General features: G+C 64.1%; 6 protein-coding genes. 5 read left to right on the forward strand and 1 reads right to left on the reverse strand.

Features of this window, described 5'->3' with window-relative positions:
• Positions 1-10: 10 nt before the first annotated feature.
• The 3 genes from EYQ35_03840 (at position 11) to EYQ35_03850 (ending at position 5,907) form a co-directional block, all read left to right on the forward strand.
• Positions 11-2,032, forward strand: coding sequence for a hypothetical protein (locus EYQ35_03840; protein ID HIF63273.1), 2,022 nt, complete (start codon positions 11-13; stop codon positions 2,030-2,032).
• Positions 2,033-2,088: 56 nt separating this feature from the next.
• On the forward strand, positions 2,089-3,636 hold the full coding sequence (locus tag EYQ35_03845) for a hypothetical protein (GenBank protein HIF63274.1): 1,548 nt from the start codon (positions 2,089-2,091) through the stop codon (positions 3,634-3,636).
• Between the two features lie 225 nt (positions 3,637-3,861).
• Complete coding sequence (locus EYQ35_03850) at positions 3,862-5,907, forward strand: hypothetical protein (protein ID HIF63275.1); 2,046 nt, start codon at positions 3,862-3,864, stop codon at positions 5,905-5,907.
• Positions 5,908-5,987: 80 nt separating this feature from the next.
• On the opposite strand, the gene EYQ35_03855 is transcribed toward EYQ35_03850, so the two are convergent.
• The gene (locus EYQ35_03855) at positions 5,988-6,410 is read right to left on the reverse strand and encodes a hypothetical protein (GenBank protein HIF63276.1); all 423 of its coding nucleotides are present in this window, start codon (positions 6,408-6,410) and stop codon (positions 5,988-5,990) included.
• Positions 6,411-6,850: 440 nt separating this feature from the next.
• Between EYQ35_03855 and EYQ35_03860 the strand changes: the two genes are divergently transcribed.
• Both EYQ35_03860 and EYQ35_03865 read left to right on the forward strand, forming a co-directional pair.
• Positions 6,851-8,932 (forward strand): hypothetical protein, encoded by a 2,082-nt coding sequence (locus EYQ35_03860; protein HIF63277.1) that lies wholly within the window; start codon positions 6,851-6,853, stop codon positions 8,930-8,932.
• A gap of 253 nt (positions 8,933-9,185) precedes the next feature.
• Positions 9,186-11,930, forward strand: a 2,745-nt coding sequence (locus EYQ35_03865; protein ID HIF63278.1) for a hypothetical protein, incomplete at its 3' end; no start/stop codon positions are given.

Consider the following 11,930-nt stretch of genomic DNA (forward strand, 5'->3'; position numbering starts at 1 on the left):
AATACGACACATGAAACTCTTCTCTTATGAACTCAAAGGCGACACTGCCCACGTGAGCTTTGACTCGGGGTCGATGAACACCCTGTCGCGCGCGGCCATTGCCGAGCTCGGCCAACTGGTCGAAGAACTTGAACAGCTGCACGCCGACACGCCACTCGCGGGGGTCATACTCAAGGGCAACCGCTACGGCCTGGGTGCAGGAGCCGACATCGGCGAGCTCAAAAACAGCAGCCGTGAACAACTCGAAGAGCTCATCGACGCCGGCCACGAGACTTTCTACCGCATAGAGGAGGGCGAAGTGCCCTGGGTTGCGCTCATCGACGGCTACGCGCTCGGGGGCATCTACGAACTCGCGTTGGCCTGCGACGGCATCGTCGCCACGGGGAAGTCAACGCTCGGATTCCCCGAAATCAAACTCAACATCTTCCCCGGGCTGGGCGGCACGCAGCGCATGCCCCGGCGCAGCGGACTCATCAACGCAAACGACCCGGTCGCGGGCGCGGCCGGTTTCACTGCGGTGCTGCAGGGGGGCAACTTCAAGGCTCCCGCCGCCGCGGCCATCAACATGATCGACGCCCTGGTCCCCGAGGGAGAAGACGCCGACAGTTTTGCCGAAAAGTTCCTGCGCGAAACCCTGCCCACGCTCGACCGCAGCCTGCCGGCCGACCTGGCCGACGCCGAATCGCTGAGGGAGCTCGTGCTGCCCACAGTGCAGCGCGCCACCGGCGGCCGCAGCGACCCGCGCGCGCCTTACGTGGCGCTGGACGTGATGATAAAAGGTGCTTCGCTACCGCTGCGCGAGGCCAACCGCCTTGAACGCGACGCCTTCATAGAGGTGGCGAGCTCGGCACAGGGCAAGGCCGGCATGAGGTTCTTCTTCACCCAGCAGGCGGTGCAGAAACTTCCCCGCGACTTCGCCACCGCGGCAAAGATCACCCGCGTGGGCGTAGACGGTGCCGACGGTTTCATGGGCAACGCCATCGCCTGGCTGGCCCTGGAGGCCGGCTACCAGGTCGTGGCCCACGTACCCCTGCCCGAGTTCGCCGACTCGGTGGCGGACAAGCTGCGCGCCAAGTACGCGCGCCTGGTCAAGAAGGGTCGCCTCGACGAAAAGCAGGTGGAAGAAAAAATCGCCTCGGTGACGGTGGCCACGTCGGTGGCGCAGCTGGCCGACTGCGACCTCGTGGTCGAGGCGCGCATGGAAAACCGCGAGGTGAAAGCCGAGTTCTACCGTGAACTGGGAGCGGTCATGAAAGCGGGCGCGGTGGTAGCCTCGAACTCGAGCTCGATGGGCCCCGGCATGCTCACCGAATTTTTTACCGAGGGCGGCGGCGACGCTTCGTGTTTTGTAAACCTGCACTTCTTCAGCCCCGCGGAGAACCCGCGCATGCAACTCGTCGAGCTGGTGCGCTCCGCCGCGAGCAGCGATGAGTCGGTGGCCACCGCGCACTCGTTCGTGAAAAAGATAGGCAAGACCCCGGTCGTGCTTGGCGACGGCAGCGCCGGCTTCCTGGTCAACGCCGGGCTTGCCGCCTACATGCTGGCCGCTGAGCAAATCTACCACGAGGGGACGCCCGCGGCCGACATAGACGCCGCGATGAAGGCGTCGGTGTTTCCCATGGGCCCCTTCGAGCTCGGCGACATGGCCGGGGTAGACGTCACCGCCGGCATGATGGACACCATAGCCGAGCAGGAAGGCGGCGTAGGCCAGCCGCTGGTGTGGGGGCTGAGAGACGCCGGTCGCAACGGCGTCAAGGTTGGCGCCGGCTTTTACAATTACAGCGACGGCGCGGCCACCGGCGAGTGGGAAGGGCTTGCCGGGCTCGCCCCCGGCCGCGGCGACCGCGTAGCCGTGGCAGACGAGATCGTGGAACGCTGTATGAAAGCGCTGCACGCCAAGGTGCGTGAACTGGTCGGCGCCGGGGTTGCTCCCGACGAGGAGCAGGCCGACCTCTGCTTCGTACTGGGCCTGGGCTTCGCCATGCACCTCGGTGGGCCACTGTTCTATGGTGAACAGGAGGGCTGGAACTGAACCTCGACTCTCCCTCGGCCACCACCAACCTGGCCGTAGCCGGGGCCGTACTGTTCATGCTCACCGCGTGGGCGGGACGGCTGGACTTAATGGAGCCCGACGAGGGGCGCCACGCCGAAATCGCCCGCGAGATGGTGGCCACGGGCCACCTGCTCACACCTCGCCTGCACGGAAAGCCTTATCACCACAAGCCCCCGGCCTTCCACTGGCTGGTCGCGGCCTCGCTGGCGACCTTTGGCCCGAGCGCGATGGCGGCGCGGCTGCCGTCGCTGTTGGCAGCCCTGTGGACGGTCCTGATCACGGCCTGGTGGGCATCGCGCGCCTGGGGTCCCGCCACCGGCCGCCTGGCGGCACTGTTGCTCTCAAGCATGGTGTTGTTTATGGCCGTGGCGCGCTGGACCGTGGTCGACATGTTGTTCACCGCGGTGCTCACCACCGCCTTTGCCTTCCTCGGCAGCTGGCTGCTCGACCCCGGAAGCCGCATACGTACCCCCTGGCCCTTCTACTTCACGGTGGGAGTCGCCACACTGGTCAAGGGACCGGCGGCGATCTTGCTCAGTGGTGGGCTGGCGCTGGCCTGCGTAGCGCTGTTGGGTGGTACAACCACGCTGCGACGCCTGCGACCCGTAAGGGGCGGCCTGCTGGTACTGGCCGTAGCCACCCCCTGGTACCTGGCCGCGTGGCTGGCCGAACCCGAGTACATAGAGACCTTCCTGTTCACCCATAACCTGGGTCGCTACGCGGTCGCGGGAGCCGTCGGCCATCAGCAGCCATCGCCCTACTACCTGTTGGCCCTGCCACTCGCCCTGCTGCCATGGATTTTATACCTGCCCGACGCGCTGGCCGGGCAAGTGCTCGCACGTGGAAGAAAAAAGGCCGCCGTCTTCGCGAGCCTGTGGGCTGCCGTGGTGGTCGGTTTTTTTCTCCCCGCCAGCGCCAGGCTGATCACTTACATGCTGCCGGCTTTTCCTCCCCTGGCCGCCCTGACGGCTGCCTGGCTGGTCGACCGCGCCCGCACCAACCAGGGTCTGCCCCGCCGGGTCGCAGTCATGCAACTGACCTGGACGGGGATAACCTGCCTGCTGGCCTGCACTGCAGCGATATACCTGGGCTGGAGCGGAGAAGTATCGATAACCCGCTGCCTGGCCCTGGGCCTGGGTCCGCTGGCGACCCTGTCGCTGGCCCGGCGAGGCCTGCGCGACCGCGATTCGCAGGCGACCGTACTCGCAGGTGTGCTCAGTTCGGCCGTTCTCGTGACCACCGCGTGGGGGCTTGCCCCCGAATTTATAAACAGCCAGCGCAGCCTGCGGCCCGCCGCTCTGCAAGCGCTGGCTTCAGCCCCGGCCGATCGCGAGCTGCTGGCTTACAAAGCCTCCGGGCACTCACTGGCCTTCTACTCAAAACGGCTCCTGGCCCGTGACGACAACCCGCAGTCTGTACACGACAAGCTCGCACAAAAGCCCGTCCCCTTGCTGCTCACCAAGTCTAAGTACCTGTCTGAACTAGGAAAACTCCCACCTCATATCGAGATCGCGTGGACCGGAGCGAGGGGCAAAGTGCTGCTGGCGGAGAAGGGAGGGAGTCGAACCCTCCATCGACCGTAAAGGCCGACATCACGGTTTTGAAGACCGGCCGGGCCACCGGGCCCGATCCCTCTCCCCACGCTGACCGGGCTCCGTTACTAGCGCCGGCCCTCCCCCCGGGCAAGCCGACCCCGATGAGCCGACAGAAAAACCCCCGCGCCCGTTGCATTAGAAGCCGGGTCGCGACTATAAAGGCCGGACCCGGCGCGGCCCACTTAAGGGCTGGCCATAATCAGGGGGACACTGATGAGGGCACTTGTTCGTAGCATAGCGATCGTCGCGGCGATCGCAGTTTTATCACCTGTCGACGCAGACGCCGGCTTCAAATACGGCGACCTGGACATTTCCGGGCACCTGCGTTCGACCAACCTGATGAGGCACCAGGATTACGACAACCTGGCCTTCATCATGCAACGCAACTCGGTCAAGCTCCGGCTTGAGTGGAAGTGGCTGCAACGCGGTAAGGCCTTTGGCCGCTACAACATACCTTGGCTGAAAAGGTCGGATATCTTCGGCCTGTTCCGGGGTGTCTACGACAGTACCTACGACACCACGCCGGGCATGCTCGAGCGCAAGGATTTCCAGGGCGACTACCTCGACGGCAGTTCGTCCGGTGCCAATGCGTGGAGACTCGCACGACTGGAAACCATCAGCGAAGACGTCCGCGACGAACTCAAGTTCAACGCGAGGTTTCGCGAGCTCTACGTCGACCTCTACTTCAAGCACATCCCTCTCACGATGCGCATTGGTAAACAGCAGATCGTGTGGGGGGAGACCGACGGCTTCCGCATGGCTGACCGCGCCAACGCGATTGACCTGAGCTGGCACTTCTTCCAGGAGTTCCCGCCGCCTGGCTACGGCTTTGATGAACTGCGCATTCCCCACTTCATGGTCAAGGGACTGTGGGACTTCAGGCAGCTGGGCAACCTCTCGCAGCCTTTCCTCGAGTTCTACTGGAACCCCGGCGACTGGGAGCCCGGCAAGATAGCCTTCCTGCCCCGGCCCTGGGGCGTAAAACTGCTCGACCCGATGGTCAACGCCGCCGGTACCGGCGCGCTGCAGTCAGCGTCGCTCTGCCCCAACGATGCCACGCCGGGTGACCCCACCCGCCGCTGCGTCGGCTTGCTTAACGGCACCCAGCTGTTCAAGCAAGGCAACTACAGCAAGAACCCGCTGGAGAACAGCCAGTTCGGCATACGTTTTCACTTCATCACCCGCAACGGTATGGAGTGGACGGTCAACTACCTGTACCAGCGCTGGAAGCCCGACGGGTCGCCCACTGCGCTGGTGCGTGGACTGCCCAAGGACGGCCGTACCTTTGTGGGCACAGGCGTGAACGGTGCTGATTCGGCCGGCACCATTCCCAACGAGACTTACTGCGCCAACGTCACCATGGACCCGAACAACCCGTTCACCCAGGTGATTGCGCCCTACGCCACCGGCGAAGCCTGCCTGGAATACTTCGCCCCCTACGTGCACAGCGTGGCGGTGTCGATGAACTACTTCGAGGCCAAGTACACGCAGACGGTGTGGAGGTTCGAGACCCTGATCGACTTCAACCTGCCCTTCTATGACGGCGACAAGCAGACCGCCCTGCTCGATCGCTCGCCCAACGGGCCCACCCTGATTCCCGGCATAAGCAACAAGCACATGTGGAAGGGCGTGATAGCGTTTGACCGGCCCACCTGGATACGGCCGCTCAACAAGAAAACCACCTTCTTCTTCACCGGCCAGTTGTTCTGGATGTACCTTATCAACCACGAGCGGCGGCGCTGCGCCATCGACGATCAGCCCCGCTACCTGCCCGACGGATCGCCCAACCCGGGCTTCGTGGGGTACTCGGCCAACCCGCTGGAGGAGCGATGCGGCAGCGACACCGAACTGCTGCTGCAAGGCGAGCAGGTGGGGCTGGTCGGCCCGTTGGATCTTCCCAAGCTGTCGGCACCCGCAGGCAAGGGCCGTGACAACATCCGGCAGTGGGAAGTCATAGGCACACTGGCCATCCTCGGCTTCTACAAAGGCGGATCCGTCGTGCCGGCGATCATCTACCTGGTCGACCCGGTGAACAGCTTCGCCCAGGAAATAGCCGTTGGAGTCGACTGGTTCGTGAGGCCCAACCTGGCCATAAACTGGACCACCAAGTTAATCTGGGCCGGCGCGCCCTGGGACCCATACGCTGGCCACAAAAACGACAACGACGTGGACCGCGGCGAGCTGTTCGAGCCCTGGTTCCTGGCCGGCGGCAGTCGTGGCCGTGGCGAGTCGGGAGTACAGATAACCTGGCAGTTCTAAGCGCGGGTAGATAAAGAACCAAGGGGGCTGCCGGAAACGGTAGCCCCCTTTTTTTATGCTGCGCTTGTCAGTCGTCGGATCTAGTCGAACTTGCAGCAGATCGCCATGGCCCGCGTGCGCTCCTCTACCGGGCACTCACTGCCGCCCGTCTGCATGCAGGTGTAAAACGCGCCGCGAGTCGAGCCGGGATGCTCGGCCAGGGTCTGTATGTAGCCCATCGCCGAAGTCTGGCAGCTTCCGTCCGCCTCGGGGCGCTCCTCGGGATAACATCCACCACCGGTAAGGAACTCGCCTTCGGCACATTTTACCCTCGAGGCCTTGAGCGCATTGCGCCCCTCTCCCGAGGCCTCGGGCGCTACCGCCTTGCGGCAGCCGGGCTCGGCCTGGGCGGGCAGCACGAGCAAAGGACCCGTGACAAACACAGCCGCGACAATGCAGGCAGCCAGTGCCGCGCTTTGCCGTGGGGCGGCAGCCGAACTTCGCCGACGACTCGTTGCGCTCATAGTAGCTTCAGTCCGATTCGATCCAGAACAATCCATATCTAACTTTTTCCTCCAGGCGGTAGTTAACTCCATCGTGAGAGCGCCGGGCGCCGCCGCGCGGGTATGGTCTACCGGGGTCCCACAGGGTAGCCCGTCGGGCGCCTGCGAGCCAGCCCGGGCTGGTAGCGCCCAAACGGCCTCGCGGTAATCCACGATACCGCTTATCGCGCCTGCCGGTCTCGCTCACCCCCGGACGGGGGGGAGCGCACGCGACGCTACGCAACATAGCGTCGAAAGACGACGTATCTCCCTTGACAGACAGGCCACTGTCGAACTAGCATCCGCTTAAGGCCGTAGAAGCGTAGAAGGGGCGGTGACAGAAACCGGTCCGTGCGCGTCCGGCAGAACCCTCGCCGGTGCGCAGCTGACTGCAGGGCGCTTGGTCAACAAAGGAGAACAGGATGAAAAAGTTTACTACCACGACGGCGCTGGTCGCCATTTCGGCTTTATTTCTACTTGCGGGAGCCCAGCAGGCCGACGCCGCGCTGAGTAAGGCCGACCAGGGCTGCCGCCAAACGATAGCCAAGGGATTTGGTAAACTGGCGGCCACGGCCGACAAGACCATAGCCGGCTGCCACAAGAGCCGTAACAAGGGTAAGATCATCCCAAGCACCGACTGCAACGACCTCGTCGCGGCCGACCTCAAGGGCAAGGTCGCCAAGGCCGCGGCCAAGCTCACGGCCGGCGTTGCCAAGAAGTGTCCTGAGAGCGGCGACAAGGCTATAAGCGGAGACTTCATAGACAGTTACCTGTCCTGCCCCGAGCCCTGCGGCACCGACCTCGCTCTGTCCAACCCCCTTACAGACAGTACCGAACTGGCCTCCTGCCTCGCCTGCCTGGGCGGCGACGTTTCGGAAGGCTATAACACCCAAGTCCTGGGCAGCCCCGACCCGCTTACTTTTTCCTCGCCAAACGACTCCGGCTGCGCATCTGCTGTAGCCAAGGGTTACGGCAAGCTTGTGGCCACCATTGTAAAAGACCGCACCGGTTGTCAGAAAGGCGAGGACAAGACCGGAGACGGTGACACGACTACCTGCTCGACCAGCGACGCCAAGGGCAAGATAGCCAAGGCGCTGGGCAAGGCAGAGGCCGGCCTCGACAAGAAATGCCCGGCCGCCGACCTGGTGAACGTAGATTCCTGCGCTACCGACACTCTCGTCAACCTGAAGGAATGCCTGGCTACCGACGCCAACGCAGCGGCCGATGAACTCTTTGCGGCTTCTTACGCTCTTGCTGCTACCATCTGCCCCACCGGCGTTGACAGCACCTTGCTCGCCGGCGTAGCGCCAAACGGCGACATAGGCCGCAGCTCGCTCAAGACCGGCCACACCGGCGTGGGCCACTCGGCTGATCTTCCGCATGGCTACAAGACCAGGCTCAACGTTGATTGCGACGCTGGCGGACCGCCCGCCAGCCCGCCCTGCGGGGACTGTACCGTCACCGGCGCCAAGACTACGGGCGATGCCGCCTACAACCTGCGCTGCCGCGACGACGCAACGCAGGTCTGCACCGTACCCTTCGGCGTAGACGGCAGCTGCCCAGGATTGGGTAACTGCGACGTAATACTGAGCCCGCCACTGGCGCTTTCGGCCGGCAGCGTGCCGGTATGCGTGGTCAGCAGGCTGGCCAGCGATTACAGCGGCACGGTGAACAACGAGACAGGATCGGCCAACATAGCCATCACGCTTCGCAGCGTGGTGCATACCGGTATTACCGTCAGCCAGCCCTGCCCCACCTGCGAGGGCGACACGACCTTTGACGATGGCGTGAAGGACGGCACCTGCTCGGGTGGACCAGGCGACGGCAGCAGCTGCGACGCCCACGGTGAAGACGCGACCTTCGGAGTGGTCAGCCTCGACTGCCCGCCCGACCCGCTTTCCAACATCTCGGGCCAGGGGCTTATAATAAACCTGACGGCCACCTCGGGCGCCGCAACCATGAACTACAGCAACACCTGCGACGCCCCGCTCAATGCCTACCAGTGTGCCTGCGCTGTGTGCTCGGGTGACGGCACATTCCCCTGTCGCGACGACGCCGAGTGCGCCGCGGAAGGCTTAGGAACCTGCACGTCGTTCGGCCAGGGTGCGGCGCGCAAGCCCAACGGCTGCGTTGATCTCGTGTGCTCAGCCGACCCGGCTAACCCCGGCATGGGCATCTGCAATGCGGGCCCCTCGGTGACCAACTGCGACGGCGCGCTCAAGGCCAACGGCGACGGCTACATTGGTTGCAGTACCGACTTTGACTGCGCCCAGCTGAACTCGGAGTGCCCGGGCAACGACTGCGGTAACTGCACGTTGATCGAAGACCGCAGCTGTTTTCTCGATCCGATCGTGCTCAGCGGCGTTGCCGACACCGACAACCCGCTGCTGGCTACCACCTTCTGCGTGCCGCCGGCCTCGTCGGTCTCGGTAAACAACGCAAGTGGCCTGCCCGGTGCCGGCCGCGTGCTCCTGGACTCAATCCCTACGCGTACCTACGACTGAGGAAGCAGAGAGCCCTTGACCAACCCCCCCGGCGGCGCACTGTGCCGGGGGGTTTTTTGTGCACCTCCCCCCCTGTCGGGTGGGTACAATAGAAACCATTGCACGATTTGTGGAGATAGCCCCCGGCTGCTCGGCTTTTTGCCTTGACAACCTCGTGGCTATTCTTCTACTTTAGGTACACTCGGGTTGGCTATGGGCCCGCCAAAGCAGGGCTGCTCTACGCGAGCTCGCACCCGCAAAAGGAGAATCAATAATGAAAGGTATTTTTTCGAAGGTGTTGTATGTGGCGCTGACCGCCGTTGTAGCTACCGCGCTGGCGTCGACGGCTTACGCTGCTCAGGTAACCAAAGCCGAGCTCAAGTGTGCCGGCAGCCTGGGCAAGGCCATGACCAAGGTGTCAAAAACGGTTTTCAAGGGCGTAGCAAAGTGCCGCGACGCCGACATCAGCGGTAAATCGGTCGGTGCCTGCCCCGACGCCAAGACCGCTGGCAAGATCGCCAAGGCTATCGCCAAGGCGGCCAGCAGCGGTGAAAAAGGCTGCGGCAGCACCTGCAGTGTTTCGGGCTTTGCCTGCGTTGCCGACAACACCTGCCCTCCCCTGGGAAACACCAAGGAGCTCTGCAAGGGCGGCGGCAAGGTCTTCGACCAGGCTTCGCTCAACTTCCCCGGTCCGTTCTGCGAAGCGACACTCGGCCACGCAATAGACACGGGCACTGACATGGGCCAGTGCGTGGGCGACGTGACCAGTGGCGTGTCTGACGCCATGGTAGACCTGGTGTACGGCAGCATCGACAACGGCGCCGGTCTCGACAAGGGCACCGGCAAGTGCCTCGGGACTATTGGCAAGGGCGCGGCCAAGCTCATGGGCACCATAGCCAAGGGCATCGTCAAGTGCCGGGCCAATATACTCGACGAAAAGCTGGTGGGCGTTCCTTCCGACTGCACCAGCATCGATACCAAGCTGGTGGACAAGACCGCCAAGGCCGTGAGCAAGCTTGAGTCGGGAATCGCCAAGAAATGCACCGACGCGCAAATACTCAGCCTCGACCTCTGCGGATCCGGCGTTGGCGCGACTCTCAACGTGGCCGACGCGCAGGCCTGCATTACAGCGTCGGTAAAGGAGCTCACCGATTCAGCCGAACTGCCCTCGAATCGCAGCTACTCAACGCGTAGTTTCGTCGAGGCGGCTTACCCGCCGGCGGCCAGCTGCGGAGACAACGTCGTTAACCAGGTCCGCCACAACTTCCTCCAGATCGGCGAAGAATGCGACGGCAGCGACGACAGCGCCTGCCCCGGCGAATGCATGCCCCCCGGTGACGTGTTTTCCTGTACATGCGGAGACATCGCGCGCTCGCGGACCTTTACCAACGGATTCACGGCCGACCTCGACAGTGGCTGGAACGGTAGCTCCCATAACGGCGGCACGTCGGACGGCGCCGGTTACATGACCCGCCGCATCAACTGTGACTGCGACGCGCTTACCGCCTGCTCCTGCACGGGCAACAGCGTTGACAGCCTCTGCGACATACAGGGTTACCAGAAGCCGGTCTGCTCATACGACCCCAACGGCGCAGAAAACTGCGACCAGAAGAACACGGTCAACCAGAACAACATCAACGAGGACGACGACTGCAGGGTCTGCGACGCCTACACGTCCAACTCTGGCACCTTCTGCCAGGACGACGGCGACTGCGGCTCGCAGTGCTACGACGGCCTCGGTGCGCCGACCGGCCCCTGCGACCGTCAGAGCGATTGTGGCGTGGGCGATACCTGCCGTGGCCAGTGTGACGTGACGGCTTATTGCATCAAGATCCACAACGGCGACCCCCTGCCCATATCCCGCGGCGGCTCCACCCCAGTGTGTGTACGCAGCGAGTTCAGGGCAGACGCCAGTGGCACGTCTGACCTTTCGGATGGCTCGAGCGAGAGTTTTATAAGCCTGTACAGCCAGGTACACATCGCCGGCGGCGGATTCGGCCAGGGCACACAAAAACCCTGCCCGACCTGCGGCGGCTTCTGCGATAGTGGCGCTCGCCAGTACCTTCCCTGCGAGGGAAGCTGCAGCTTGACCACAGCTACCAGTTGCCGCTTTGACACCGACTGCCCGGGCGGCGAGAGCTGCACCACGGCCAGCACCGACTGCGGCGCCGGCGTCACCTGCAACCTGGGCCTGGTATGCTCGGGCGGGCCCAACAACGGCCTGGCCTGCAGACCGTCAGCGGCGACGACGTTCTTCGGAATAACCTCGAACGACTGCCCGCCCGACACGGCCAACAACGCCAGTGGCGCGGGGCTGGAGATCAATTTCTCTCCCGCCACCACGGGTTCGGTTGCCATGGCGGCCTCGCTACCCTGCGAAGCTCCCGGCTTCGAGAACTACGACTGTCCCTGCCCGGGTGACGGCGGCGTGCCCCCGGAACCCAACTCGTGCAACTATGGCTGCAACGCCGGTGCCGAACTCGGTACGGGCTGCTCGACGGGCAACGGCGGCAAGGGAGAAGCGACCGTCTGCATAGGTGGTTCGGCACCTCCGCTGACAGCCTGCGACGACGACGGTGACTGCCCGGGCGGCACCTGCTCGGACAATCCGACCCACTGCGTGGGCGATGTCGCCACCGACCTGCAGCCCTGCGTCGACAATTCGACCTGCGGCTCAGGCAGCTGCGTGGACGCCTGCCCCACGGGCCGTTGCGTACCGCTTTGCTCGCCCGCCGACACGGTGGTCGGTGGCCGTAACCTCGCGGTAGAAGGCGAATGCGCCGCGGGACCGCTTACCTTCCTCTGCGACGGCAAGACCTTCCTGCCCTGCGCCGCGGGTGACTCCGGCACACAAACGGGCTGCGAAGCCGGTATCAACGGTGTACTGGGCGACGCAGACGACATCCCCGGTGCTGGCACCTGCATCGAGGAGCCCAAGGCCTGTTTTCAGTACCCGGTGGCCGCTACCGGGACACCGGATGGAACGACCCCGAGCACGGTTGCGGCCTACTGCATCGAC

The sequence above is a fragment of the Candidatus Binatota bacterium genome, assembly GCA_012960245.1.
Taxonomy (GTDB): domain Bacteria; phylum Desulfobacterota; class Binatia; order UBA1149; family UBA1149; genus UBA1149.

Bases quoted from the DNA above. Each gene is read 5' to 3' on its own strand.
- EYQ35_03840 (HIF63273.1), top strand. From the start codon at position 11: ATGAAACTCTTCTCTTATGAACTCAAAGGCGACACTGCCCACGTGAGC.
- EYQ35_03845 (HIF63274.1), top strand. From the start codon at position 2,089: ATGCTCACCGCGTGGGCGGGACGGCTGGACTTAATGGAGCCCGACGAG.
- EYQ35_03850 (HIF63275.1), top strand. From the start codon at position 3,862: ATGAGGGCACTTGTTCGTAGCATAGCGATCGTCGCGGCGATCGCAGTT.
- EYQ35_03855 (HIF63276.1), bottom strand. From the start codon at position 6,410: ATGAGCGCAACGAGTCGTCGGCGAAGTTCGGCTGCCGCCCCACGGCAA.
- EYQ35_03860 (HIF63277.1), top strand. From the start codon at position 6,851: ATGAAAAAGTTTACTACCACGACGGCGCTGGTCGCCATTTCGGCTTTA.